Source organism: Herbaspirillum sp. Her3, assembly GCF_057961275.1.
The window spans coordinates 1,813,198-1,839,016 of record NZ_CM176328.1 but is presented as its reverse complement, the minus strand read 5'-3'; the positions used below and the strand labels follow the sequence as shown (position 1 = coordinate 1,839,016).

Genomic DNA, 25,819 nt, shown 5'->3' with positions numbered 1-25,819 from the left:
GATTTCCGGTATCGGCCAGCAGCTGAAACAACTGAGAACCTGCACTACATGGAGCACTGCAGAAAAGAACTGGAAAGCCGGCCATATTCAGGATATTTCCCGGAGATCCAGGCAACTCCGTGGGGAAGCCGAGACATGTCGCTTCTCGCCCCATTTGGGAATCGGATCGTCTTCACTACTGACGCACAGAGCAATTGACGACCGCTACCGGCCCGTCTTTCCAAGGCCGGCGGAATTTGTACGGCCCCTGAAGGGGCGACTGACTGCGCCGCTATCCACCGTTCCATAGAACGCCAGATCGTGGCATTTTCTGGACGGAATCAACAAGCTCCGCAATCGGTCACCAGCGCCGCCGCATGCTCCCAACGGCAACCACCCTGCCCTGTCTGCCACGAGGGCGCGGCCAGTCTGGCGCTGCTGCTTGTGTACCCGGCCCCGTCAGGGCTCCTTGTACGCCACCAGATCGATTTCGACAAGCGCGCCGCCGGCAAGACCGGTCACGCCCACGGTCGTGCGGCTAGGCAATCCCGCCTTGACGTATTCCACATAGGTGGCGTTGAACTTGTCGTAATCATCCATGTTCGTGAGGAATGCCCTGGCCGAGACGACATCCGCAAAGGACATCCCTGCGTGCGCCAGCACCATCGCCAGGTTGTCCATGACGCGACGGCTTTGCGTGACGATCTCGGCGTCGACATACTGTCCCGTTTCAGGGTCGATCGGCATCTGGCCGGTCACGAAAAGGAAATTGCCGGCGCGGCAGGCATGCGAGAAAGGGGCATCCCAGAACGAGCCGGGTGCCATGATGCGTTCGATCATTGTTGCTCCAGGTGAGTGATGAATGGCAAAGCGCACACGCAGTGACAACACGCTGTCGCCGGCCACCGGACGACACCGTGACCAGCTTGTGCGCATGTTCAAATGCATGCAAACATTAGCAATGGACGTGCCATACAAAACACCAGCCGGAAAGCCGCCAATGACTGCCATCCGTTAAACATCAATATCATCTCCCACTGCGGAGCGGTCTATTTCGGGCCGCACTTTGCACAACGCAGAAGAATTGTCTGCGCTTGTATCCATACAATCTGCACTTTAAGAATGCGGTCATGACACTGAAACTGGAATGGGCAAAAAGCATCGCATCTGCTGTCGGGCCTCGCTATCTCGCCATCGCCGATGCCATTGAACGGGCGATCGACTCGGGCACACTGGCCGCCGGGGATCAATTGCCGCCGCAGCGTACCCTGTGCACGGCACTGGAGGTCGACCTCAGTACCGTGACGCGCGCCTACGCCGAGGTAAAGCGCCGAGGGCTGACGCTTGCAGAGGTAGGCCGTGGCACCTTCGTCCGGCGACGCAGGCACGATGCTCCAATATCGCTCTGGCAGCAGTGGCCGGAAGACGGCTTCATCGATTTGTCCCACAACTTTCCTCGGTCGGCGCCCGACAATCCGATGGCCACTCTCTTGGCCGGGCATCTGGCCGAGGCCGCCAGCAACATTGAGCTGCAGGGGCTGCAGGCGGATTGCGGGCATATCACGCATCGCACTGCCATGGCGGATTGGCTGCAGCAGTCTGGAATTGAGGCCAGCGCGCCAGAGATCATCATCACCGCCGGCGCGCAGCACGGCGTATTGCTCGCAATCCAGTCGGTGCTAAATGGCGACGACGTTCTCCTGTGCGAGAACACCACCTTCTACGGCGCCTTATCTGCCGCCAAGTTTCTTGGCAAACGGGTCCATGGCGTCGACATGGATGAAGAAGGCTTGCTGCCAGCGGCACTGGAGCGTGCACTTCAGGCTACGGGTGCGCGCACCCTGTATTGCAACCCTACCCTGCACAATCCGACCACGGCCATCATGTCCGACGAGCGCAGGCGGCATATCGTGAGTATTTGCCGCCGCCACGATGCAACGATCATCGAGGATGACGTCTACGGATTCCTGCTCACGCCGCGCGTAACGACCCTCTGCGAACTGGCTCCCGAGCGAACGGTATACGTTTCCGGTTTCTCCAAGATCCTCGGTCCCGGCGCACGTGTCGGCGTGATCCGCGCACCCGGCCAGCTTGTCTTCAGAATCGGTACGGGACTGCGTGCTACCAGCTTGATGGCGCCGGGCCCGATGGTCGAAGCCGTCTGTCGGCTGATCGTGAATGGCGACATCGCATTGATGGCGTCAGCCCGCCGGGAGCAAATTGCCGAGCGCCAGGCGTGGGCGGCTGAAGTGCTACGGCCAGGCACCTATATGACCAAGCCTGTCGCCTTTCATGTCTGGCTTGGGATCGGCTCGTGGGGAAGTGAGGCATTCGCAGCAGTGGCGCGAAAGCGTAACGTCGCAGTTGCGCCTGGGGCCTTGTTCTCGGCAAACGGACCGGGCAATGCCGGAGCAGCCATACGTCTGTGTATCTCCGCGTCACACGACAAGGAGCAACTCCAGCAGGCAATCAAGGTAGTGATGGCGCTCATCAAAGAGGGGCCCTACGCAGCTCGCTCAATTGTCTGAAGATAATGGAGGCGCATGACGAGCCATTACTGAGCTTCCCACACGAACTTTTTTCACCTGTTCCCGTCACAGCTCTTTTTCCCATCAGAACATGCTCCCTTGAAAAATGATCTAAATTATTTATTTTTATCAGGGAGATTCGCATGTTTATCCGCGACCCTGTACCGAAGAGGAGCGTGACATGATTTCCGCGACCGAGGTCATCCTCAGACTGATCGTCTCAGCAGTGCTCGGCAGCTTGATTGGTATCGAGCGCGAGCGTCTTTCCTGGGCAGCAGGATTACGTACCCACATGCTGGTCAGTGTAGGCTCTACATTGATCATGCTGGTCTCTGCTTATGGTTTTTCACAAATTCTGCAGTCGGATAAGGTAGTGCTGGATCCGTCCCGCATGGCAGCCCAAGTGGTGTCCGGCATTGGCTTCCTCGGCGCGGGCTCCATTCTTCTGCGCGGCGAGATTATTCGGGGTCTCACTACCGCTGCCAGCCTCTGGACGGTCGCTGCGATCGGACTGGCCGTAGGCGGCGGCATGTACGCTGCCGCCGTTGCCGGAACGATGATCGTGCTCATCATCCTGGCAGGGATGAAGCCGTTGGAGCGGCGCTTTTTCGCCGACAAGCAAAAGAGAGGGGTCAAATTCCTGGTGCAGGCCGATACCTTCAATATGAATCATCTTCCTGTGTTGCTCGGGAAATCTGCCGCTTGCGTCAGCAAATTTGTGGTCACGCGTGACCAAGATAAAAGATACGATGAAGTCTTCATTGTCTTCAGCCGCTTGTCCGAAAGAGAATTTCAGAAAGTCATGCAGACCTTCATGCAACTCGAAGGCGTGAAGTCATTCGATCACACGGAAGTGTAGAACCCATTTCATCAATAGGCGTGAGTGCGAGCTAGTCCCGTTTGGGATGAAGTGCAAGGCGCGAATTTGGGTCAAGACTGGACGTCTTGACCCAAATTCGTAACGCAGCAATTCGCCCAAACGGGCCGCGCCCTTTCTGGGCAGAACGCATCTCACGCCTATTGATGAAATGGGTTCTAGTGACCACAGGCCTGGATCGTCAATGCCTGACGTCCCCATCCCGAACCAGCCTGATCCCTACCAGGGTATAGCGCGTAGTGGTGGTATTCCAGTTACGGAACGCGCAACGTGCATACAATGACCAGGTATGCCACGATCCGCCGCGCCGCACCTTGACGTCACCGGCGGCAGGCCCGTGCGGATCGGCCAGCGGCGAACGTGCGTAAGTGTCTTGGCCGTACCAGTCTGCGGTCCATTCCCAGGCATTTCCTACCATGTCATACAGTCCGAATCCATTCGGAGGAAAACTGCCGACGGGGGAGGTAAAGGCAAATCCATCATGGCTCTTGAGCGCATGACCGGCAAAACGCGGCCAGTAGGGTGCAGCGTCGGCATCGAATGTGTTGGCGATGAGGCTCAAGCCCTCCGGATCATCGCCATTGGGATAGCGGGTCGTGCTGCCTGCACGGCAAGCGTATTCCCACTCTGCTTCAGTGGGCAGACGGTAGTGCGCCTTCTCCTTCTCGCTGAGCCATGCTGCCAGGGCTTGCGCATCATTCCAGGTGACGTTGAGCACCGGATGATTCCCGGTCTGGGGAAAGCCGGGATTTTTCCAGCTGTATTGCGGATTGCGGCCTTCGAATGCGTCTTTACGCTCAGTTTTCTCAGGATCATAGTTCGGGTTGTAGCCATAGCCGCCGGTCTGATCCCGAATGGATTCAGGGATATAGCCGGACTCGGCCAGGAATTCGGAAAACTGGTCAACGGTGACCAGATACTTCCCCAGATAGAACGGATGGGTAATCAGCACCTTGTGCTGCGGCCGCTCATCATCGAGATCGCGCAAGCGCCGCTCTTCATAATCTGGATAGGCCTTTTGCAGCGACGCGAGCGATTCATCCGTTCCCATCAGGAATTCTCCCGCAGGGATCAGCACCATCTGCATTCCAATTGAATTTTCAATCGTCCTGGGCAGTGGCGTTTTTTCCTCGGCATGCGAAGAGATGAATGTCATGCAAAGCATTATCGCCAGCAAAGCAATGGATCGGTGTTTCAAATCATCCCCCTTATATCGGCTGCGGTCGTGCTTCTGAAATTCCGGCACGCTGTTGAAATCGTCGCGGCTTGTGCCAGCTCCCCGTGGATGGCGCACTTACGAAGGCCTCTTATGGAGCCACAACGTGCAAAAGCGACGCGAACGCGTACAGTCCAAAACCGATCAGAATCACGCCGGATAGTCGCGACACCCATGTCGCGAAGCTTTCCGGCAAGCGCTGCCGCATCATCGCCACGCCACCGCTCAGGACAAACCACCAAAGAATCGATCCCGAAAAGACCCCGACCACCACAAACGTTGCATTGACCGGGCCGGCGGCTTCAGCCAATCCGAGACCTGCAAACATCGCCGCGAAGGAAAGAATGGTCGCCGGGTTGCTGATCGTCAGAAGAAAAGTTGCCGCAACTGTTCCGAGCAAATCCCGTGTACCGAGCTGCGCCGCCGCGCGCCGCGGCCCTGGCGTCAGGTTTTTCCAGCCGAGCCACAGCATGAACAGTCCACCAATCAGCTTGAGAGGTACGTCGATCATAGCCAATGCTGCGGCAAAAGCCGAAAAGCCCATCGCTGCCAGTCCCGCATAGAAAGCATCCGCAGCCGCCGTTCCCAGCCCGCCAGCGACGCCCGCCCAAAAACCACGTTCGAGCGTACGGGTAATGCACAAGGCGCCGATCGGACCCAGCGGCGCCGCTACTGCCAGACCGAGAAGCAGGCCTTTTCCCAATAACGGAATCTCCATCAGACCATTCCTTCCTTCAAGATAAAGGGACCGTCCACGACAGATGACAAGGCGATGATCGTCTCGGAGCGGGAGAGGAAACCATGCTTTTTCATGTCGGCCAGAAAGTCCTCAATCCCGGCCAGTGACCGTGTATGGATTTTGATGAGATAAGACCATGGGCCGGTGACGTGGTGACACTCCGCGATAGAAACCTGTGCCGCCGCGTAACTGCGGAACACAGCCTCATCGGCTTGAGGCGCAAGGGCAATCCAGACAAACGCAAGAATCGGCAAATCCAGCAAATGCGGATCTGCGTCGACAGTGGTGCGGCGGATCGCACCGCTGGCGGTTAGGCGGCGAATGCGTTCGTTGACGGCCGATACCGACAGTCCTACTGCGCTACCAATATCTGACAAGGAGCGCCGAGCGTCCTGCGCCAGAAAACAAATTATTTTGCGGTCTATATCATCCATAACCGCATTATTTATCTATTTTCAAATTTTTTTCAATAAAAATTAATGATCCCGCAAATATTTCGTGAAAAAAGCCAGCACGCGATTGTTGAAATCACGATGAAATGCCTCACGGTCGAACCCGGGCTGGTCGCCGCAGATAACCGGTTTCGATTCCCGTAACGCAGCAGAGCATGGAAGCACGAAACCAAAGTGCGTGGCGTTTTCCACCAGATGCCAATCCGGTGCAATACGCAAGTTGCGCCGCACTGCCGCTACGCTTGCCGGAGTGACGCCATCACCACCGTACGCGGAGCTCCACAGCTGAATCGGAATGCTCACGTTCTTCAGAGCCTCAGCATCAAAAACCACGCTGAGCGGGTCTGCGATGACTGCCGCCTGGATGCGACCGTCATGAGTGATCGGAGCATCAAGGAGCTCCTGCAATCTCTGCCTGGCCTGCCTGCATGCAGGGCCCTCCGCCCCCGACACGCATGACGAGAACGACGACAGTGGCAGCCGGCGGAAATCGGGCTTGGCGCCTGCCAGCACCAGGCCCGTGTAACCGCCCCTTGAAAATCCGTAGAAGCCGACCTTCGCAGGTGCCAGCGACTGGTGCCCGTCCCATTTGCCAAGCATGTAGTCGATCAAGCGCTTGATATCGAAAGTCCGTGTCGCCAGCGCCACGATCTTGTCATTCGCGCTGCCACGGATCTGGTAGTTGTCATCGGAATGGTTGATGGAGGCGACGACAAAGCCCGCGTCAGCCAATGTTTCTGCGGTATCGCGTTGATCAAATAGAGAACCGGCATAGCCATGGGATATGACGACTAACGGCAATTGAGATCCGGAGACTGCGCAATTTTTGACGCCACTGATGAAGATCGGTCCAATCGAGATCTTTTCTGCGGAAACATCGCACGGTGTCCACACGGCGCCACGCAGTGCAGGCCCATCATTGTCCGCAGGCACTTCGATGAATTGGAAACCTGCTGCATATCCTGCCGTGGTGTAAAGACAAAATGCAGTCAGCGAGAAAATTCGCCGCAAGGCCATTTGATATCCAGGCAATGAACGGAGCCGTTTCATTTTGAAGCTCTGCTTACCGAGAGATACGACGAAAAAAATATCTATTCGGCGACATGGCAAACAGCTTCCACACGATTTCCCGATGGATCAATCAAAAATGCCGCGTAGTAGTGTGGATGGTAGTTTTTTCGCAAACCGGGTTCCCCATCCGACATACCGCCAGCAGCCAGGCCGGCAGCAAAAAACGCATCCACCTGTCGGCGGGATCGCGCTTTAAAACACCAGTGCCGCCTGTTCTCGCCGACTTTTTCAGCGCCCAGATAGACGGCAAGACAGGTGGAGGCTGTATCTGCAGCAGAGCAGCGCGATCCATAACCCAAGGCTGTCGGTCGGTCATAAACCTTTACCGCACCTAAAGCATCCATGATGGCGTCGTAAAACGGTCGGGCAGTTTGAAAGTCATGTACGTCGATTGACACATGGTCCAGGAGTTGCATCGCGAGTCTCCACTTAATTCAGGTTTAAAAACGAACGTTTCTGGCCGGTTTCAGACGCCGCTTGGCTCCAATCCCCAGCCAAGTCCCCAACCGATATCCTGTTCAGTTTCGGCGGGCATGTCTTCCAGGTGCTCGGCTGCGCCCTTTGTTGCCCTGATCGCGGGGATTAACCATTGCTCGCTTGTAGCTTCCTTCAGTCCATCGCCACGCAGGACCGCTGCCAGAAAATGGCCATACACAGTTTGGTCGTTGACAGGCTCACCTGTCTCATTGTCCCTGACGCCGACTGCAGTCATCGTCAACCCACCGTCGCGGATCGAGGCCATCGATGCGCCAGGTACAGCGGCGGGTGAGATTAAAGAATGTAGTGGGGCTGTCGCGTCATTTTCTTTCATTCGGACTAGTTTATGGCGGACTTGGGCGCTGTTTCTGACTTTCATCGTCGCCAGAACATCCATTTGGATTTTTTTACCGGAGCAACGAGTGGCACCTCCTTCGCCACCTCCCTCGACGACAAACGCAAAGGCCATTTCACTGCGCTATTGGCACCGCCCACGAGTTCGTAGGATTCGCACTCACTCACGAGGCGATCTTCCGACAAGCCCACAAGATTGTTCATGTCACTGCTCATCACGAACGTCCTGGTCTGCGTGGCAAGCTCCAGATCCTCAATAGCTCTGCGCAAGAGATCTTCCAATTCTCCGTCATCGCCCATTCCATCAAGCTCTTCAGTCCTGACGAGGATGTACTGGAAAGGTTCGGCCTCCAGCCGCGCAATCCATTCCAGATACAAGGCGTGACGCTCAGCTCCCAGGGCGGAGCGCATCATCTCGGAGCGACGCTTCAATTGATCGATACCCACCGTTCTCAAGCACGAGAGATAGGCATAGGGCCTGTAGCTCTCATCGTCATACAGGAAATGTCGGTTCCCTTCGTCAAAATCTTCGTCGATCGCATCGTCATCGCCGGAGTCGGAAACGTAGTTCTCGCTGCCGGGGACAATCTTGATGTCGCTACTGATGAAAAGGCAGAGCCAAAAAAGAGGAATGCGGGTATTCGCCTCGTATTCGATACCTGACACACTGAAGAACCGGTCCCACTCCTGCTCGGACGGCATCGCTGCGAAATCTGTGCAGCAGAGATAAACGCGGCAAGACATTGATTTCCTTTATTTAGTCAGGCTGGTCAGAAATACCACGTTGGCCCGAGCCGTGCACTCCGCGGGAGTTGTCGGCCAATCATTGCACTACGTCGCCATGACGTGGGGGTTGCGTTCTCATGGTACAGGTCTGCAAGATAGCCACAAATCTCATCCCCGGCAACATGCTGGCAGGGAAAATCCGCCGGTCGGCGCTTTCCGCCGTTCTCAAGGTAACAAGCTTGTCAGGCATCGCACCCGTACAGACGATGGATGAATGAATTGCTTGAATATGGAAACGAATTGATCCAAAATATAAGAATGACGCAATCAACAGAAAAAAACAGCCGGGGCCGTCCCCGGGAATTCGACTATGAAGAGGTCGTGGACCGGGCTATCACCCTGTTTCGCCAGCGCGGCTTCGGCGCCACGTCGGTGGCCGATCTGGTCGATGCTACCGCCTTGACTCGGGGCAGTCTGTACAAGGCATTCAAGGACAAGAAATCCATCTATATTGCTGCTTTCGAGCGCTACACCGCGCGCGGGCACGAGCGGATTCAAGCCATCGTGCGTGGCGAAGGGACCGGGCGCGAACGCGTAGAGCGTTTGTTGGCCTATTACCTCGAACAGTCGTCGGGCGAGCCCGGGAGGCTAGGTTGCCTGGTCGTCGCCACGGGTCTGGAGGCAAGCGTGCTGGAGCCCGATATTGCGCTGTTGTTTCGGCAGGCACTCAAACGGCTGGAGCGCACCCTGTCCGAGTTGATCGAAGCCGGGATCAAGGACCGGTCGATCCCGGAGCATTTGCATGCCAAGGCTGCTGCAAAATCTCTTCTCTGTTTCATGCAGGGCATGCGTGTTCTCGGCAAGAGCGATGATCAGCGTGCGCAGCTCAATAAAGCGATCGTCGAGATGGGCATGAAGATGCTGAAATAACCACACCCTCTTTTCCTGGACGACAGATGTCGTCTTTTTTTCCCTATATTGGAACCGATATGACCATAAATTATTCAACTGAAAACAAGCGTGCCAGCACAGGCCTGCGCGATGATGAGCTTGTATTGCGCCACCAATTGATCGATGTCGACGGCGTTCGCCTCCATTACGTGGAAGCGGGCTCCGGCGCGCCTGTCCTGCTGATCCCTGGATGGCCGCAAAGCTGGTATGCGTGGCGGGATGTCATTCCTGGTCTTGTCCGGGCCGGGCGGCGGGTGATTGCCATTGATCCGCGCGGCATGGGCGACTCTGCGCATCCCGCCCATGGATTTGATCCGGGAGTGGTCGCGGCGGAGATTCACCGTTTCGCGCAACTGCTGGGTCTGGATAAGGGCGCTGGACTGGATGTGGCAGGTCACGACATCGGCGCCTGGATCGCTTATGCCTACGCGGCGGACTGGCCTGGCGACATCAGGAGCCTCTCGCTGCTTGACGCCGCATTGCCTGGCATTTCAGCGTTACCGACGGGGGATATTCCATCTGACGACGTTAACAAGCGCACCTGGCATTTCAGCTTCAACCGCATTCCGGATCTACCCGAGATACTGGTGCGAGGGCATGAGCGGGAATATCTCACCTGGCTGTTCACTCAAAAAGCCGCCCGCCCTTGGGTATTCACGCCGGAGGTGATTGATGAATACGTGCGGACCTATACCCAGCCCGGTGGGACGCGCACGGCTTTTGCCTATTATCGGGAATCGTTCTCTCGCGCAGCACTGGATGCCAACAAGCTGCGGGCAACCCGCATGCTGGAGATGCCTGTCATGACCATCGGTGGCAAATCCGGGGTGGCATCTGGCCTGTTCAACACGTTGAAAGATATCGCCGGCAATGTGCGCGGGCACGTCCTGGAAGACTGCGGACATTTCCTCATGGAGGAATGTCCGGAGGAAGTGGCCGGGCATCTGGCCGATTTCATTGCGAGCGTAGAGGCCTAAGGAGAAGCGCGTGCCTGATTTCCCCCCCATCTCGACCCGGCACTGCGGGCCGAGATATCGGACAATTGGAATCGGCGCTGGGATCAATGGCTTCGTGCGCTCCTTCGCTGTCTTTTCCTGCGAATACAATCCTGGAAATTTGGGCCCACGCGGCCGGGATCCGTGCGAAAACAGTTCAATGGAACTGGCCGTACCACTCGTCGCCCAATGTCGGGATATATGGCCAGTCGGTCTTCCGTGGCAGCTCACGCTGGGCAGCTGCCGCCTGTTCTTCAGTAAGGAAGAAAGCACCCAGATCGTTGCCATTATTGATCGCGTATAGTTTTACGCCACTGTCTACGAGCTGCCGGTTGACGATCAGGAAAAAGAAGTAAGTAGCCCTGCCCCAACTCTCGCTCTCTGTGTCAGGTTCTTCTGCAGAATAAATGAGATATTCCTGCCCGCCGCATTCCACTTTGTAGCTCGGAACTTCGTTATCCACGATCTGGGTCAGCGGTGCAGGATCAGCAATGTACTTGAGCAGCTCGGGCATCAGTTTCTGATAAGCGTAGGCCATCCCCTGTTCTGCGAGGTCTTCCGCGTCAAGAGGGATCCACTCATCATAGTCGAGCGATTGAACAGGACTTCCCGCAATCTCCGCATTCGACTTCAAGCGTGCGAACAGTTTTGAAAAAAATAAACGCATGGAGTTCTCCTGTTGAGGCCGGCGTTATCCAGGAACCCGAGTATGGAAAAGAAATTCGAATTTCTCGGAACGGACCAAGCATGCTGTATGAAATACGCTCCTGTTTTTTCAGCAGTGGAGCAGCCCGCAATTCATTTTCCTGCCAGGTGAACGCTACTCAGGAATTACATATCCGCGTTTCAAGAGGGTCTTCAACAGCCATCTGTTCCCATAAAACCCACAAGCAAATGGATAGGACAACGACATCGCGATGGATAAAAGAGCAGAGGGAAGATTATCTTGCGAGAGTGCGTGATCCATAAAAAAATTGAGTGCTTGGGCCACCACGATCAAGATAAGAAAATGCAACCAAAGACGCTTGACGATCGCCCAAAGCGGGCCAAGGAAAAACGCTGGCCAGCTAAAACCAACCTTGACTTGGGCGACTTTGCCAGAGGGGTGTATAAGCGTAAGCGTTTTTTTCATCTTTTAATTTTAGAACCCATTTCATCAATAGGCGTGAGTGCGAGCGGGTCCCGTTTGGGATGAAGTGCAAGGCGCGCCACCCGATCAGTATTGAATATCAAGGCAACCCAATTGAATCCGTGACGCACCTTCCGACCGGGAAGCGCTGGATGAATAAAGAGTGAGCTCGTCTTTATCAGTGTGATCGTTTATCGTTCGGCGAGTGACCATCCCCATTCGATGAATCAAGTTCTTGGGGAACGAGCTCCCTTATATGACAAAAATCACGACGTTGAAATGACCGAAGTGGCAACTTCCTTATATTTCCGAAACAGGTGGCCCCGTGCCGGAGTTCGCGCAAATGGCCGATGATTGCCATCATGTTTCGGACGCAACACGCCAATTCACATGCTCTGGTAATGCTTGCTGCAACAGAAACGCCTGGAAAACGTCGGCCCCCAGCGTGCTAAAACATGACGTGGGCACATCTCAACCAATGTGACCAGGCCCTAAGGCTTTTTTGCCCCCTGGTTATCCAGCTGCAGGCGCAGTTTGACCAAGGCATTGGCCGTGGGAATGAAGAAATTCATCCCGGCGATGCCCTTGGCACCCAGTCCAGCTACGGTGATGCCGACCACCTGGCCCGACTTGTCCAGCAGCGGACCACCGCTGTTACCGGGCAGGACTGCCACGTCGCTCTGGAGGAACTCCTGCTCACCGAGCACGCGCACGCCGCTCAGGATGCCGCGCGTGAGCGTGGTATTGAAGGCATCGCCCAGCGGCGAACCCAGTGCGTAGACGTCTTCGCCCACCGCCGGCTCGTCCAGACGCAAAGGCATCGGTCGCACGCCGGGCGGCTCAGTCTTGAGCAGGGCCACGTCGCGGCCGGCATTGACCCGTTGTACATCGGCGATCAGTTCACGCCCGGTGGGCATGCGCACCTTGACCACCTTGGCATCGCCCACTACATGCTGATTGGTCAGCAGCCAGCCCGAGGTGCCGATATAGAAACCGGTACCCGAGCGGCCATCGGCGAGCACCGTCACCACCGCAGAACGGAGGTCCGTGATGGACTTGGAGATCTCGCCGCCCTGCTGCTGGGCTACCACGTTATCGATATGGACGGTCGCGCCCGACGGCATGCTGGCCGATGGCGAAGGCGAGATCACCTGGTTGGCGGCGGCAGCCGCAGCGTCGTAGGGCGTCTGGATGGCCAGTGCGAAATTGGGATCAGCCAGCAGATTGCGTATCGCCACCGAGAACGCCTCCAGCGGAATCTGCGAAAACGCGCCTTCGACGGGCTTGTCATGCATGCGGGCGACGCCCTCGGTGCTGCCCTTGTAAATGACCTTTTTCTGGTCCGGGGCAAACACCTGCCACTCCAGCTTGACGTAGGCATCACCGGTCCACGATGTATTGCTCTTGCCGCACAGGTTGGTCAGGACCTGGTTGACTACCAGGCCGACCTGCAGATTGGTATCCACCGGTTTGGGCGCGTCCGCAGCCGTGTCGTCCGGCTTTTCCTGGAACAGCGGCTTGCTCTTGGGCTGAGGTGTGGGATAGCCATGCTTCTGCAACTCCGAACGGAAGCGCGCGAACATGGCCTGACCCGGCAACAGGAATTCGGAAGTTTTGTTGTTCCACTGGATATCGCTCTTGCGGGAACAGAACAGGCCCGACTGCAACTCGCCAATGACCGTCCCCCCCGCCTCGAAATTGCGTTGTTGCTTGGCCAGGTAGGCCGCGCGGCCATTGCCTCCCTCCGGGAACGTCAGCGCGGTCTTGACTTCGACCTGGGGTATTACCGATTCCGCCGCGACCACGGCCGACGGCATGGTGACCGATAGCGCAGCGACCATCATCACCGGCAGACAAAGCAGATTCAGAACCTGGCGAACGCCCCTGACGCGTTCCGGGCAGCAATATTTATAGAATTTCTTATTCATGGTTTAACGGATGGATGGATGACAGGCCAGCCGCGCTGAACCAACAGCGCCGTGGCCGACTCGGACGGTGCGGCCTGCCCGCACGAACCGTGCCTCTGCCTGCATCGGACCGGGGCCATGAGCGATGTGCCGCTCGCCGCTGCAGCAGATGGGAAAAGATTCTCTCATGTCTGCGCGGCAATCGCTGTCAGAATTGCGTCAGGTTCGGCGCTGCGCAGTGCAGGATGTTGGAGCATGCCTGCCCGTCTCACTCTTGTTCGCAAGGATATGTTGCCGCCCCTCTTTTATGCTTGGTCCGCTACTGGCCGAGAACCGCCATCCAAAATTGAGTCGTTTAGTTCTTAAAGGCGATTGATCAGAACCTTGGACACCTCCGCCCTGCGTTACGGAATATTGGCCCGAAGCGGTCATGCGCCACTGTCATCGCGAACATGCTGTGCGGGAGCACTTGATCCTCTGCCCGCCAGTTCTGCAGTTCGGTAAGTTCTCGGCGATGCTCCCGTGATGCGCTTGAACGCATTACTGAAAGCGCTCTCTGAGGTATAACCCAACGACAGCGCCACTGTCGCAACCGACGAATTTCCTTCGCGCAATGCGCGTTGCGCCAGATGCATGCGCCACTCGCTCAAGTAAGCAAGCGGTGCCACACCGGCAGCTATCTTGAAGCGCGAGGCGAATGTCGTGCGCGACATGGCGCAAGCTTGAGCAAGCTCTTCCAAATGCCAGGGGCGGCTCGGGTCGCCGTGCATCAGACGCAATGCCGGTGCAAGACGAGGTTCAGCCAGGGCGCGCAGCCAGCCGGTCGGCATCGGACCGGCATCATTCAAGTGTGCGCGCAGGATATGGATGAACAGCAGTTGCGCCAACTGCGCCGAGGCCAGCTGGCGGCCCGGCAAGCTGGCCCCTCGTTCTTCCATTAACTGGCCCAGCAACCAACGAAAACTGGCTGCTTGCGGCGTTGTCGCAGGCACGTGTATCCACGGCGGCAAGACGTCGCGCAGCAGCCTGCCGCTCACCGGATCAAGCAAGACGTGTCCGCCAATATGCTCAAAGTCTTGTCCATTCCCGATGACTGCCGTCCCTGTGCCTGATCCAGAGAACAACGCCATCGCGTCGACCGCCTGCACGCCCGCTGCGCTGGACAATGTGAAGGCCCGCGGCGCTGCAAGCAGCCCGACGTCGCCGGTGTCGAAGCGTACAAGTTCGGGCTCGCCGTCGATTTGGACCCAGCAACTGCCCTTCACCACAGCAAAGAATTTGATTTTTTCTGGTGCAGGAAAGCGGATGGCCCATGCTCCGCCAGCGGTGAAGCCGCCTGTTGCGATTGATTCGGCGCGCGTGAATTTGAGAATGTCGGAGAAGGGGTCGATCTGCATTTCCGAACTATCGCGCAAGTAATCGGTATTTTCAAGTATTCATAATACGACCATCCAGCCTTATCTTCTCCTTACTTTGCCGCTGGCCACTGGGGCCGGCAAGTAATTCGGGAAATGACATGAGCGATACATTGGTACTGGTGACGGGCGGAACGGGATTTATTGCGCAGCACTGCATGATTGCGCTGCTGCAGGCGGGCTATCGGGTACGAACAACAGTGCGTGACCTCGCTCGGGAGGAGCAAGTACGCAGCTACCTGAAGACCGGCGGCGTCGATGCACAGGATCGTTTGTCCTTCGTAGCCGCCGATCTCACTGCAGACCGAGGATGGAGCGAGGCCGTCGCAGGCTGCAATTACGTGATGCATGGCGCTTCGCCTACGCCATCCGGAGACCAAGTGACGGAGGAAGACTGGATCAGACCGGCGGTCGATGGCAATTTGCGCGTACTGCGCGCCGCGCGCGATGCGGGCGTCAAACGTGTGGTGCTGACTTCGGCCTTCGGTGCCATCGGGGTCGGACATCCACCGATGATGCGGCCCTTCAATGAAACCGACTGGAGCGATCTCAACAATGAATCGGTCGCGCCTTATCAGAAGTCGAAAACGCTCTCCGAACGCGCGGCTTGGGATTTCATTGCTGCGGAGGGACGCGGCATGGAGCTGACGGCAATTAATCCGGTAGCTGTCCTCGGCCCGGTACTCGGGGAAGATTTCTCCCACTCCATTCACCTCGTCAAATTCATGCTGGAGGGCCAGCCAGCCTGCTTGAAAATCAATTCCGGTTTCGTCGACGTACGCGATGTGGCGGACCTGCATATGCGGGCAATGACGAGTCCTGTCGCGGCCGGTGAACGTTTTCTGGCAATCGCCGGGGAGAGCATGTGGATGAGCGAACTAGCGAACGTCTTGCGACGGCATCTCGGCGACGCGGCCAGTAAGGTACCCACCAGGGTGATGCCCAATTGGGTGGCACGTCTGATCAGCAATCAACATCCTGCGGTGCGAGCCGCGCTGCCGTTGTTGGGGCTCAAGATGAATGCGACGGGTGAGAAGGCGCAGCGCCTGCTAGGATGGTCTCCCCGCTCGCGGGAGGACGCCATCATCGCGACCGCGGAGAGTCTCATTCGATTGGGATTGCTGCAACGCTAAAAGCGTTGGCGGCAGGCCCTGGACGGTGGATTGCCCAGAAGCAATCGATGCCATGAGCGCACGGGCATGCAACCAAGCGCTCCGGGCTACCTGAGCGGATGCAGCATACGGTTGCTGAGCGTGTGCAAACTGGCCGCCCAAGCCTTGCTCAATGAGATGTGCGGCGAACTGGAGACCTGTAACGAAGCGTCGCGCATCTCATCTAAATCTGGAGCGGTAACGACCAGGGCTTTCGCCCACCATGCGTTTGAAAGCGATGCCAAAGGAGGTCTCGGATTCGTAGCCAACGGCGCGTCCGATGCGCGCCAGCGTTTCGTCGTTTGACTTCAAGGCATGTCGCGCCACCGTCATACGCCAGCGCGCCAAGTAGGCAAGCGGCGGAAGGCCGACCTGGTTGCGGAAACGTTCAGCGAAGCTGGTACGCGACATCGCGGCCGCCGCCGCCAGCTCGGCGATGGTCCAAGGGCGCGCAATGTCGCTGTGCATCAAGGCTAGTGCCCGTCCCATCCTGGCGTCCGCGAGCGTCCCCAGCCAACCCGGGCACGCTCCACTGGCCAAGTGAGCGCGCAAGATCTGAATCAACACCATCGCAGCAAGTTGCGCGGCAAGCGCCGTCCCGCCGGGCTGCGCCTCCCGGGTCTCCAGTTGGATCAGTGTCAGTAGGGGGCGCAAAGCTTGCGCCTGCGGTGCTGCGGCGCGTACCACGATCAACGGCGGCAACAATTGCAGTAGCCAACCGCCCAGTTCCTCGTCCAGTGTGAAGCGCCCGCCGGCACCGACGGTGTTGAAGTCACCCTCGCCGTAGCGGACGACTCCATCGGCGCCCAGGCCTTCAGTCATGACGCGTGCGCCATCGGCAAGCTGCGCATTAGGATCGCTTGCGACGCGGTAAGGACGTCCATCGCTCAGCAAATAGAAATCGCCGGCGGCCAGCTCGATCCAGGCCCCGCCCTGTTCCGTCCATAGCCAGCGAGCGCCCTCGATCACGCCGCCGAACTTAATGTGACGGTAGGCCGGAAACGCCAGCGCCCAAGTACCTGTGCCTTTCAAGCATGCCGACAACATGCCCTCGACATTGAGAATGCGCAATATATCGGAGAGAGGGTCCATCAGAACCGTACGATCGAATAGGAAAAATGAACGAACAATTATGGATCGTCAGCAGTGACTCGGCAACAATGAATCCATCCACACACGCGGGGCGAAGCCATGATCCATACACATCCGCATATTCGATTGAGAACACGATGAATACACCGCAACAACCGCTTCATACTGGATTTGGCCAGCACAGTACTGTCTCGGACATCATAGGCGATACCGACCTGTCCAATAAAGTCGCGATCGTCACCGGTGGTGCATCGGGCATCGGCCTGGTGACCGCGCGCACGCTCGCTCACGCAGGCGCGACGGTGATTGTCGGCGCGCGCGATCCGGAAGCCGCGCGCAATGCGCTTGAGGGGAGCAGCCGCATCGAGACCGGGCATATCGAGCTGCTGAATCCGACCTCAATCGACGCCTTTGCCAGCGCGTTCTTATCGAGTGGCCGCCCGCTGCATTTCTTGATAAACAACGCCGGCATCATGGCCGCGCCACTGATGCGCGATGCACGAGGCTACGAATCGCATCTTTCAGCCAACCATCTAGGCCACTTCCAGTTGACCTCCCGCCTGTGGCCAGCCTTGCGCCGTGCGGACGGGGCACGCGTAGTGACGCTCTCGTCGGGTGCTCACCGTCAAGCGGCCTTCGACTTCGACGATCCCAATTTCGAGCAACACGCCTACGACAAATGGCAAGCCTACGCTCAGTCGAAAACTGCAAATGTCCTGTTCACCGTTGCGCTCGACCGCAGGGGCGAGGCAGAACACATCCGGGCCTTCGCAGTGCATCCGGGGCGCATCGAGAGCCGTTTGCAGCGCTTTATCGCCCTTGAGGAACTACAAGCCCGCGGCTTACGCGACGAGAAAGGCGAGATTCCAGACGCGCAGCGCAGCCTCTACAAGACACCGGAACAGGGTGCCTCTACCACCGTCTGGTGTGCGACAAGCCCAATCCTTTCCGGCCTTGGCGGTGTGTACTGTGAAAACTGCGACATCGCATACGCAGTGCCGGCGGATCACAAGACGCTCGATGGAGTGCTGCCGTGGGCGATCGACGCGCAGGCCGCCGAGCGCCTCTGGGAACTCAGTGTGCAATTGACAGGCATCGGCGCTTAGCTCGTCGTTAGAAGACGAGGTGCGAGGGTCTTCCCCTCTCATTACGATGGGAGGATGGCGGAGTCGGCGTTTGATAGGTGTTCCGTTCTTGGTCGATTGCGGACCTTATAGATTCTGCTCAAGAAATACCTCAATCTGAGGTTCTATCAAACGATGGATAGCGGCACGGTCGGTCCTCTCCGGGTCCGTGCAGATTTCGCCGTCTGCGGAGAGACGGGCCGGCGTGCACACATCAGTAAAGACGAAGTGTCCACCCGGTATGGAAACCAACGCGGGAGACCGGGGCAATTCTTTCATGAGGCCGGCGGCATTGGCCTCGGCAGGTAGCTGACTCTGGATGGGCCGGAATAACAAAGTGGGCTGATTCACACTGGCGAGCCCGCTACGGGTGAATAGCGCGGCAAACGGATCCAGCAGCACCAGCGCCTTGATCTGCGCGAGCCGAGGCAAGGAGTGGCCGGGACCATTGGACGCTTGCCTGTGCGGGGCCTCGCTTCCACCTGGCGCGTGATGGCAAGACATCGCATCGCTCGGATTGGCAGCACAATATGTCTCATAGTGGAGGATGTCCGGCATCGCTCCGGCCAGTTCCAGAGCGACTGCGCCGCCCAGCGAAAAACCTATCATGCCCAATCGTTCGGCATCCAGATGAGGCTGAAAGCGCGCATCTTCCCGCACCGTTTGCCACGCAGACACGACCTGTTGGGCTCTCATCGCCAAGGGTGCTTTCCCGTGAAACGGCGCAATCACAATGAAGCCATGCCTGGCCAATGACGCAGATAATTCGAGAAGGATAAGCGGTGTCCCTCCGGTGGGTCCGCCTCCATGGGAAAGCAAAACCACGGGAAATCTCCCCCCGGCCACTTCGGCGTTACGGCTTGCCGGGATCATGAACGGACCCGCCTGCCAGGGAACTTCCGCGGTTTCAGTCGGATACCAGACCAACATGTCGGAAGAGTTAGATTCTGAAGTGACGGAAATGCGCGCCACGCCGGCATTCATCGCCGCTGAACCAGCCAATGCCGATGTAGTGAAAATGAGTGCCACGATGAACAAGTAGAGTTTCATTGCCTTGGCTTTCGAAGCAGCCTGCGCTGCGTTGAGAGAATGGAGACATCCGTAATTGCTGCACAGGGTCTTGATCGCCTATGGTTCGCATTGGCCAACAGCCGCTGTCAGTTGCTCTGATCGTCAGTAGTGAAGACGATGCGATTACCAAATGGATCCAGAATCGACATATCTCGGCTTCCCCACGGAGTTGCCTGCACCTGCGGGGAATATCCGGCATAGGGACGGCCTTTCAGCTCACGGTACAGCTCGTCTACATTCTCTACCGGAATACGCAAAGCGGATCCCGGGCAGGCGTCGCCATGATGTTCCGAGAGATGCAGGATGCAGCTCTCCCGGGAAATCTGCAGATACAGTGGCAAATGCCTCTCAAAACGATGTTGCCAGTCGATGGTGAAGTTTAGCCACTCGACGTAAAAAGCCACCGCCTTGGCTTCATCGAAAATCCTGAGTATTGGTATCGGAGAATGAATTCTGTTGGTCATGTCTTCAATGGATTGAGAGCCTGGGCCTGTTCATATTTAATCTGCGAGTGCAGATTAAATGTGAACAGGGTCTAAAGTTTGCGTACACAGGCAATGCAGGAAATTCTCATCCTGCCCCCAATTGGTCAGCACGCCAACTCCGGCAAGATTTTACGCAAGCACTGCGCATCCAGCCCATGCATGGCCGATGCCCGCATCCCGCCATGCCCCTCGGAAAACCTGGCCACCATCTGATAGCCCAGAGAATAGCCCAGCCAGCGCGGCAAGCTCCCCGTCCCGAAAAACCACAGGCCGTGATCATAGTCACTGCGGCCCCACGACTGCCCGGCCAGCGCGAGGTGCTCCGCCATGCCGGTGATATCGAGGGTCTCCCACGGCTCCGGATCCCCGCCCAGCAACTCCTGCGCAAAATGACCCGCCATGCCTTCCGACACCAGCGCCTCGCCCAGCGTGGCCCCATATCCGGGACCATCCCAGCGAGCCGCATGATGCAGCTCGTGCGCGAACATGCGCTGCAGGGAATCGTTCTGGTTGAGCAATAGCAGCGGATGGTCGGGATCGACGATCAGCTCAATGAGCCCCGGCCTGGATGCATGGCCCAGCAGGCCCTTTTCCGGCACCACCTCCTTGCCGGCCTGGATGACCACATCCAGAGGAAGCAGTGGCAGCAGCGCCGAGGCCCTTGCATGCGTCTGCAGAAGGGCATCGCTGATCCATGCGCGCAGAGGCGTGAGCCTGGCGCGGGCATCGAGAAAATGAAGAGTGATCGTCATGGAGATGTCAGGAAGTGGGACCGCTACGATAGAAAGCTAACCGGCTTGCACCTCATCATCCCACAAGGATGCCCGTGCAACCACCGTCCCGGCCGCAAGAAGCGCGCCCGGCGCAATCACGGAATTGGCGCCCAGGCGGCAACCATCGCCCACCAGCGCCCCGAACTTGTCGACACCGGTACTGACCAACGTCCCGTCAATGTGCACCAGCACGGCCTTGTCGCTGCGTTCATTGCGGTGATTGCAGAGGATGCTGCCGGCTTCCAGATTGACGTCCGCGCCAATCATGGAATCCCCGACAAAATTGAAATGCGCCAGGCGCGATGACGCAAAGACAAACGAAGATTTCAGCTCGCAGCCCGGCCCGATACTGCATCGCGTATCGACCCAGCAGCCGCCGCGCAAGTAGGCATGGGCGCCGATGAAGACCCCGGCGCCGATGATCAGCGGGCCCTTGAGCGTGACGCCCTGCTCGATCACGGCCGTGTGATGAATGGCGACATCGGCCTCGATCCTGAACTGTGCAGGATCAAGCTCGGTCAGCATCTGCCTGACGATGGACTCGCTCTGGCCGGTCAGCTGCCAGGGGGCGAGACCGGCCCACCTGGCCAGTGGGCTGTCCTGAATGGATGAGATGAAACGGGAAAGGCGCGGAGTCGGCATGGTGGATCAGGCAGCACAGGGATCCCCGAAAAATAAAGCCAATGCGTCCTTTCCACAAGGGGAGCCATCACCATCATGGCAGTCCCCCGTTCTCGCGGTCACCAAGCCCGCGCAGTGGGCCGCCGCTGTCAGGCCCGCTGTTGCTGCTCCGCCACCGTCGCACGCCGCGTATTGCGCGCCAGCAGCAAGGTCACCACGGCCGATACCGCCAGCGTGGCCGCCACCACATACAGCCCGGCCGCATAGCCGCCGGTGCGGTTCTTCAGCCAGCCGATGGCGAACGGGCCGACGAAGCCGCCCAGGTTGCCCAGCGAATTGATCATCGCAATGCCGGCCGCCGCGCCCGCGCCGGAAAGGAAGGTGCTGGGCATGGCCCACAGCGGTGCCTTGGCCGAGCTGATGCCGACGTTGACCACCACCAGCGAAAGCACCACGAAGAGCGCCGTGACCGCATTGCCGGCCAGCACGAAGCCGATGCAGGCCACCACACAGGGAATGACCACGTGCCAGGTGCGCTCGCCGCTGCGGTCCGAATGGCGCGCCCACCAGACCATGGCCACGACCGCCACCACGCTGGGCACGCCGGTCAGCAAGCCGGTCTGGAAAGGCGTGAAACCGAATTCGCGGATCATCAGCGGCGCCCACAGCCCCAGCGTGTAGAGCCCGGCCGAAGTACCGAAGTAGATCAGCGCCAGGGCCAGCACGCGCATGTCCTTGAGGGCTGACCAGGCGCTGGCGGTGTGGCCGTGGCCACCCTTCTTGGCATCGGCCTCGGCCTTCAGGCGTGCCACCAGCCAGGTACGCTCGTCATCGGCCAGCCAGTGCGCCTGTTCCGGCTTGTCGGTCATGTATTTCAGCACCACCACGCCCAGGATCACGGCCGGCGCCGCTTCGATGATGTAGAGCATCTGCCAGTCCGACAGGCCGAACATCGACGGCAATTGCATGATTGCGCCCGACAGCGGCGAACCCAGCGCCACCGAGATGGGGGCGGCCGCCATGAACCAGGCCGCCGCCACCGCACGCTGGCGGGTCGGGAACCACAGCGAGAGGTAGAGGATGATGCCAGGGAAGAACCCGGCCTCGGCCACGCCCAGCAGGAAGCGCAGGAGGTAGAAGCTGTGGGGGCCGGTGACAAAGGCCGAGGCCGCCGAGATCAGGCCCCAGGTCACCATCACCCGCGCAATCCAGAGGCGCGCGCCGACCCGGTGCAGGATCAGGTTGGATGGGACTTCAAAGAGAAAATAGCCGATGAAGAACAAGCCCCCGCCCAGCCCGAAGGCGGTGGGCGAGAGGCCCAGTTCCTTGTTCATCGTGATGGCCGCAAAGCCGACGTTGACGCGATCCAGAAAACTGATGAAATACAGCAGCATCACGAAAGGAATGATGCGCCACATGAGCTTGCGCGAGACACGCGCTTCGATGTCCTGGTCCTGTTTCATGGTCTCCTCCTGCCGGACGATTGCCGGTCATGGAATGGGCGCACGCAATGCAGCCCTGATGAATGACGGCCGCTCCCCTTGTTCTATAAATTTTTGGGGATGAAGCCGGACACCGGAGCGAGTCCACTCACCCCGGACACTGAAAACGATTTATATCGTTTATATCGGTTGATGCAGCATCAAGCCGCCTGCTGCACCCGCGCCGCCCGGGCAACGAAACCGCACACGGCCTCGGTCACCTGTACGGTGGTAGCCTTGCCGCCAAGGTCGCCGGTATGCAGCGCCGGATCGGCAGTGACGGCTTCGATGGCCTGCATCACCTGGGCCGCCGCAGCGTGTTCGCCCAGGTGTTCCAGCAGCATCACCACCGACCAGAAGGTGCCGACCGGATTGGCCAGGCCCTTGCCCATGATGTCGAAGGCCGAACCGTGGATGGGTTCGAACATGGACGGATAGCGGCGCTCGGGATCGATGTTGCCGGTCGGTGCAATACCGAGGCTGCCGGCCAGCGCGGCGGCGAGGTCGGAGAGGATGTCGGCATGCAGGTTGGTGGCCACGATGGTGTCCAGCGTGGCGGGACGGTTGACCATGCGCGCGGTGGCGGCATCGACCAGTTCCTTGTCCCACTTCACGTCGGGGAATTCTTTCGAAATCTGTACCGCAATCTCGTCCCACATCACCATCGCATGGCGCTGGGCATTGCTCTTGGTGACCACGGTGAGCAGCTTGCGCGGGCGCGACTGGGCCAGCTTGAAGGCAAAGCGCATGATGCGCTCGACCCCGGCGCGGGTCATCATCGAGACATCGGTGGCGGCTTCAATCGGATGCCCTTGATGCACGCGGCCACCGACACCGGCGTATTCGCCTTCGGAGTTCTCGCGCACGATGACCCAGTTCAGGTCTTCGGCACGGCAGCGCTTGAGCGGGGCATCGATGCCCGGCAGGATGCGCGTGGGGCGCACGTTGGCATACTGGTCGAAGCCCTGGCAGATCTTCAGGCGCAAGCCCCACAGGGTGACGTGATCGGGGATGTGCGGGTCGCCGGCCGAGCCGAACAGGATGGCATCCTTGTCGCGCAGGGCGTCGAGGCCATCGGCGGGCATCATCACGCCGTGCTGGCGGTAGTAGTCGCCGCCCCAGTCGAAGTCCTCGAATTCGAAGGCCAGGTCGGCGCGGGCAGCAGCCAGGGCTTGCAGCAGCTGGCGGCCGGCAGGAATGACTTCCTTGCCGATGCCGTCGCCGGGGATGGTTGCGATGCGATAGGTGTTCATGTCTCCAGCCTTTCTTGATGAGATGCGGTGTTGGGTCTGGCAAAAGGACGGCAGGGCCGCCTTTTTGCATGCAGACTACTTTACCCATACTGCAAGGACAGGAACCGGTGCTAGACTTAAAGCATTCTTAACCTGGACTCAACAATCTGCAGTCCTTCTTCAATGAGGTCTTCATGCAGGACACCGTTCTCCCCGCCGACCTGCGTTTCTTTTCCGTGCTGGCCACGGCGGGCAGCCTGTCGGCGGCGGCGCGCGAGCTGGGACTGACCACGGCGGCGGTCAGCAAGCACCTCACGCAGATGGAAGCGCGTGCCGGCGTGCCGCTGGTCAACCGCACCACGCGCCGCATGATGTTGACGCCCGAGGGCGAGCTCTATCTGGAACACGCCCGCCGCATCCTCGACCAGATCGACGAATTGTCCGAACTGCTGGGCAGTTCCAAGCGCCGCCCGGAAGGGCTGCTGCGGGTCAATGCCACGCTGGGTTTCGGGCGCAGCCACGTGGCGCCGGTGATCTCCAAGTTCGTCACGCGCCATCCGCAGGTGTCGGTGCAGTTGCAGTTGTCCGTGATGCCGCCGCCCCTGACCGAGGAGAGCTTCGATGTCTGCATCCGCTTCGGCGAGCCGCCCGATACCAGGGTGGTAGCGCGCCGACTGGCCTCCAACGCGCGCCTGCTGTGCGCCTCCCCGGCCTACCTGAAGCGGCGCGGCATCCCGCAGACACCACATGACCTGGGCAAGCACAATTGCGTGGGCATCCGCCAGGGGGACGAGGCTTATGGGGTGTGGAAACTGTCCTCGGGCAGCGGCGCCTCGCGCAAGACGGAGACTGTCAAGATACGCGGCAACCTCACCACCAATGACGGCGAGATCGCGGTGAAGTGGGCCCTGGACGGGCATGGCATCCTCATGCGCGCCGAATGGGATATCCGCAGCTATCTTGAAGACGGCCGGCTGGTGCAGGTGCTGCCGGGCTGGCAGACGCCCAATGCGGATATCTTTGCGGTGTACTCGCAGCGCCATCAACTGTCCACACGGGTGCGCAGCTTCGTGGATTTCATCGCGCGTGAACTGGCGGGGACGTCGCCCAAATCTCGTATTACGGTGTTGGGTACGCGGGGCACGGGGGCGTCACAGAAGAAAACGGAAAAATCCTAAGCTAAGCCAACGGTGAGATAGGAACCCGGCGTTAAAGCATAGGAATGGACACAGAGGTTCCGAGTCACGTCCTTGAATGACTGCCGCTCATTCTGCTTCTGCATCCTGGCGCACGGCGGGCAGTTGCTTGAGCAACTCCGGCAGTGCCGTCTGCACGGTATCCCATACCACATCGAGATTAATGTCAAAGTAACCGTGGGCAATGCGATTGCGCATGCCACGCATACTGCGCCACGGCACTTGAGCATGTATTCGAACGAACTCGGCATAACCATCCATCACCTTCGTGGAGGCTTCGCCGATGATGATGAGGCTCATGATGACGGCTTGCCGGGTTCGCTTGTCGGCAACGAAATCCGCTTTGGACAAGCCTTCCACGAAGCCACAGGCATCGGTAGCGGCCTGCTGCATATGGTCAAGGTAGTCGGTCAAGCGGTTATCGCTCATATCGGTCGCGCCTCTGCAAGCACCTGGTCCCGGAACTTCGGCGGCAGATCGCCAGGGGTAAGCAGATCGACGTGCAGACCAAGCAAGGATTCCAACTCGTCTTGCAGGCCGCCAAGGTCGAATAGCGTCGCGCCAGGCAGCGCATCGACCAGCAGATCGATGTCGCTTCCCTCTTGGTCGGTGCCGTGTAGTACCGACCCGAAGACGCGTGGGTTCGCCGTGCGGAAGCGGCTTACCGCTTCGCGCACTGCGCTTCGCTTCATGTCAAGCACAACAGACGGTCGCATGGGGCATCCTTTCTTATCGGAATTCGTTGAGATGATATGCAATCAAGAATAGTGCCTCAAG

Annotated in this window: 29 protein-coding genes and 1 pseudogene; 8 read left to right on the top strand and 22 right to left on the bottom strand. The window is 58.8% G+C overall.

Annotated elements, in window-relative coordinates:
* Window positions 1-48: 48 nt before the first annotated feature.
* Window positions 49-198, top strand: a complete 150-nt coding sequence (locus tag ACVC5H_RS08395; protein WP_489621880.1) for a glyoxalase superfamily protein — start codon at window positions 49-51, stop codon at window positions 196-198.
* A gap of 240 nt (window positions 199-438) precedes the next feature.
* Here ACVC5H_RS08395 and ACVC5H_RS08390 read toward each other — a convergent pair whose 3' ends face one another.
* The gene (locus ACVC5H_RS08390) at window positions 439-819 is read right to left on the bottom strand and encodes a RidA family protein (protein ID WP_489621879.1); all 381 of its coding nucleotides are present in this window, start codon (window positions 817-819) and stop codon (window positions 439-441) included.
* A gap of 290 nt (window positions 820-1,109) precedes the next feature.
* Here ACVC5H_RS08390 and ACVC5H_RS08385 point away from each other — a divergent pair, with 290 nt between their 5' ends.
* Entirely contained in the window at window positions 1,110-2,507 is a 1,398-nt protein-coding gene (locus ACVC5H_RS08385; protein ID WP_489621878.1) for an aminotransferase-like domain-containing protein, read from the top strand.
* 181 nt (window positions 2,508-2,688) lie between these two features.
* On the top strand, window positions 2,689-3,366 hold the full coding sequence (locus tag ACVC5H_RS08380) for an MgtC/SapB family protein (RefSeq protein ID WP_489621877.1): 678 nt from the start codon (window positions 2,689-2,691) through the stop codon (window positions 3,364-3,366).
* 199 nt (window positions 3,367-3,565) lie between these two features.
* Here the strand turns inward: ACVC5H_RS08380 and ACVC5H_RS08375 are convergent, their stop codons facing one another.
* From ACVC5H_RS08375 to ACVC5H_RS08340, 8 genes and pseudogenes are all read right to left on the bottom strand, one after another.
* Window positions 3,566-4,549, bottom strand: a complete 984-nt coding sequence (locus ACVC5H_RS08375) for a formylglycine-generating enzyme family protein (RefSeq protein WP_489622669.1) — start codon at window positions 4,547-4,549, stop codon at window positions 3,566-3,568.
* Window positions 4,550-4,691: 142 nt separating this feature from the next.
* Window positions 4,692-5,318, bottom strand: coding sequence for a LysE family translocator (locus ACVC5H_RS08370; protein ID WP_489621876.1), 627 nt, complete (start codon window positions 5,316-5,318; stop codon window positions 4,692-4,694).
* The gene (locus tag ACVC5H_RS08365) at window positions 5,318-5,773 is read right to left on the bottom strand and encodes an Lrp/AsnC family transcriptional regulator (protein ID WP_489621875.1); all 456 of its coding nucleotides are present in this window, start codon (window positions 5,771-5,773) and stop codon (window positions 5,318-5,320) included. The genes ACVC5H_RS08370 and ACVC5H_RS08365 overlap by 1 nt, the downstream gene beginning before the upstream one ends.
* 42 nt (window positions 5,774-5,815) lie before the next feature.
* Window positions 5,816-6,841, bottom strand: coding sequence for an alpha/beta hydrolase family protein (locus ACVC5H_RS08360; protein ID WP_489621874.1), 1,026 nt, complete (start codon window positions 6,839-6,841; stop codon window positions 5,816-5,818).
* Window positions 6,842-6,882: 41 nt separating this feature from the next.
* Window positions 6,883-7,278, bottom strand: coding sequence for a VOC family protein (locus tag ACVC5H_RS08355; RefSeq protein ID WP_489621873.1), 396 nt, complete (start codon window positions 7,276-7,278; stop codon window positions 6,883-6,885).
* A 50-nt stretch (window positions 7,279-7,328) separates the two neighbouring features.
* Entirely contained in the window at window positions 7,329-7,673 is a 345-nt protein-coding gene (locus ACVC5H_RS08350) for a hypothetical protein (RefSeq protein ID WP_489621872.1), read from the bottom strand.
* 41 nt (window positions 7,674-7,714) lie between these two features.
* Window positions 7,715-8,437 (bottom strand): hypothetical protein, encoded by a 723-nt coding sequence (locus ACVC5H_RS08345; protein WP_489621871.1) that lies wholly within the window; start codon window positions 8,435-8,437, stop codon window positions 7,715-7,717.
* 26 nt (window positions 8,438-8,463) lie between these two features.
* Window positions 8,464-8,598 (bottom strand): annotated as a pseudogene (locus ACVC5H_RS08340) (DUF7661 family protein); the annotation flags it as partial.
* Window positions 8,599-8,689: 91 nt separating this feature from the next.
* Between ACVC5H_RS08340 and ACVC5H_RS08335 the strand changes: the two are divergent.
* Together ACVC5H_RS08335 and ACVC5H_RS08330 are read left to right on the top strand one after the other, a co-directional pair.
* On the top strand, window positions 8,690-9,349 hold the full coding sequence (locus tag ACVC5H_RS08335; protein WP_489621870.1) for a TetR/AcrR family transcriptional regulator: 660 nt from the start codon (window positions 8,690-8,692) through the stop codon (window positions 9,347-9,349).
* A 59-nt stretch (window positions 9,350-9,408) separates the two neighbouring features.
* Complete coding sequence (locus ACVC5H_RS08330; protein ID WP_489621869.1) at window positions 9,409-10,347, top strand: alpha/beta fold hydrolase; 939 nt, start codon at window positions 9,409-9,411, stop codon at window positions 10,345-10,347.
* 175 nt (window positions 10,348-10,522) lie between these two features.
* Here ACVC5H_RS08330 and ACVC5H_RS08325 read toward each other — a convergent pair whose 3' ends face one another.
* The 4 genes from ACVC5H_RS08325 to ACVC5H_RS08310 form a co-directional block, all read right to left on the bottom strand.
* Complete coding sequence (locus ACVC5H_RS08325) at window positions 10,523-11,032, bottom strand: hypothetical protein (protein WP_489621868.1); 510 nt, start codon at window positions 11,030-11,032, stop codon at window positions 10,523-10,525.
* 153 nt (window positions 11,033-11,185) lie between these two features.
* Window positions 11,186-11,497 carry a DUF2628 domain-containing protein gene (locus ACVC5H_RS08320; protein WP_489621867.1) on the bottom strand — a complete coding sequence of 104 codons (312 nt, stop codon included), beginning with the start codon at window positions 11,495-11,497 and terminating at the stop codon, window positions 11,186-11,188.
* Between the two features lie 488 nt (window positions 11,498-11,985).
* The gene (locus ACVC5H_RS08315; RefSeq protein ID WP_489621866.1) at window positions 11,986-13,335 is read right to left on the bottom strand and encodes a S1C family serine protease; all 1,350 of its coding nucleotides are present in this window, start codon (window positions 13,333-13,335) and stop codon (window positions 11,986-11,988) included.
* Window positions 13,336-13,829: 494 nt separating this feature from the next.
* Complete coding sequence (locus ACVC5H_RS08310; protein WP_489621865.1) at window positions 13,830-14,798, bottom strand: AraC family transcriptional regulator; 969 nt, start codon at window positions 14,796-14,798, stop codon at window positions 13,830-13,832.
* A 119-nt stretch (window positions 14,799-14,917) separates the two neighbouring features.
* On the opposite strand from ACVC5H_RS08310, the gene ACVC5H_RS08305 reads away from it, so the two are divergent.
* Window positions 14,918-15,949, top strand: coding sequence for an SDR family oxidoreductase (locus ACVC5H_RS08305; RefSeq protein ID WP_489621864.1), 1,032 nt, complete (start codon window positions 14,918-14,920; stop codon window positions 15,947-15,949).
* Between the two features lie 198 nt (window positions 15,950-16,147).
* Here the strand turns inward: ACVC5H_RS08305 and ACVC5H_RS08300 are convergent, their stop codons facing one another.
* The gene (locus ACVC5H_RS08300; RefSeq protein ID WP_489621863.1) at window positions 16,148-17,059 is read right to left on the bottom strand and encodes an AraC family transcriptional regulator; all 912 of its coding nucleotides are present in this window, start codon (window positions 17,057-17,059) and stop codon (window positions 16,148-16,150) included.
* A 137-nt stretch (window positions 17,060-17,196) separates the two neighbouring features.
* Here ACVC5H_RS08300 and ACVC5H_RS08295 point away from each other — a divergent pair, with 137 nt between their 5' ends.
* Window positions 17,197-18,165, top strand: coding sequence for an SDR family NAD(P)-dependent oxidoreductase (locus tag ACVC5H_RS08295; protein ID WP_489622668.1), 969 nt, complete (start codon window positions 17,197-17,199; stop codon window positions 18,163-18,165).
* A 105-nt stretch (window positions 18,166-18,270) separates the two neighbouring features.
* Here ACVC5H_RS08295 and ACVC5H_RS08290 read toward each other — a convergent pair whose 3' ends face one another.
* From ACVC5H_RS08290 to ACVC5H_RS08265, 6 genes are all read right to left on the bottom strand, one after another.
* The gene (locus ACVC5H_RS08290) at window positions 18,271-19,233 is read right to left on the bottom strand and encodes an alpha/beta hydrolase family protein (protein ID WP_489621862.1); all 963 of its coding nucleotides are present in this window, start codon (window positions 19,231-19,233) and stop codon (window positions 18,271-18,273) included.
* A 107-nt stretch (window positions 19,234-19,340) separates the two neighbouring features.
* Complete coding sequence (locus ACVC5H_RS08285; protein WP_489621861.1) at window positions 19,341-19,718, bottom strand: glyoxalase superfamily protein; 378 nt, start codon at window positions 19,716-19,718, stop codon at window positions 19,341-19,343.
* A 125-nt stretch (window positions 19,719-19,843) separates the two neighbouring features.
* Window positions 19,844-20,491 carry a DUF2268 domain-containing putative Zn-dependent protease gene (locus ACVC5H_RS08280; protein ID WP_489621860.1) on the bottom strand — a complete coding sequence of 216 codons (648 nt, stop codon included), beginning with the start codon at window positions 20,489-20,491 and terminating at the stop codon, window positions 19,844-19,846.
* 36 nt (window positions 20,492-20,527) lie between these two features.
* Window positions 20,528-21,154 carry an LbetaH domain-containing protein gene (locus tag ACVC5H_RS08275; protein WP_489621859.1) on the bottom strand — a complete coding sequence of 209 codons (627 nt, stop codon included), beginning with the start codon at window positions 21,152-21,154 and terminating at the stop codon, window positions 20,528-20,530.
* 128 nt (window positions 21,155-21,282) lie between these two features.
* Window positions 21,283-22,596, bottom strand: coding sequence for an MFS transporter (locus ACVC5H_RS08270; protein ID WP_489621858.1), 1,314 nt, complete (start codon window positions 22,594-22,596; stop codon window positions 21,283-21,285).
* 179 nt (window positions 22,597-22,775) lie between these two features.
* The gene (locus tag ACVC5H_RS08265) at window positions 22,776-23,867 is read right to left on the bottom strand and encodes a tartrate dehydrogenase (RefSeq protein ID WP_489621857.1); all 1,092 of its coding nucleotides are present in this window, start codon (window positions 23,865-23,867) and stop codon (window positions 22,776-22,778) included.
* Window positions 23,868-24,040: 173 nt separating this feature from the next.
* Between ACVC5H_RS08265 and ACVC5H_RS08260 the strand changes: the two genes are divergently transcribed.
* On the top strand, window positions 24,041-25,024 hold the full coding sequence (locus tag ACVC5H_RS08260; RefSeq protein ID WP_489621856.1) for a LysR family transcriptional regulator: 984 nt from the start codon (window positions 24,041-24,043) through the stop codon (window positions 25,022-25,024).
* Window positions 25,025-25,111: 87 nt separating this feature from the next.
* On the opposite strand, the gene ACVC5H_RS08255 is transcribed toward ACVC5H_RS08260, so the two are convergent.
* Together ACVC5H_RS08255 and ACVC5H_RS08250 are read right to left on the bottom strand one after the other, a co-directional pair.
* Window positions 25,112-25,471, bottom strand: coding sequence for a HepT-like ribonuclease domain-containing protein (locus ACVC5H_RS08255; RefSeq protein ID WP_489621855.1), 360 nt, complete (start codon window positions 25,469-25,471; stop codon window positions 25,112-25,114).
* On the bottom strand, window positions 25,468-25,758 hold the full coding sequence (locus ACVC5H_RS08250) for a nucleotidyltransferase family protein (protein ID WP_489621854.1): 291 nt from the start codon (window positions 25,756-25,758) through the stop codon (window positions 25,468-25,470). Before ACVC5H_RS08250 ends, ACVC5H_RS08255 begins: the two co-directional genes overlap by 4 nt.
* Window positions 25,759-25,819 lie beyond the last annotated feature (61 nt).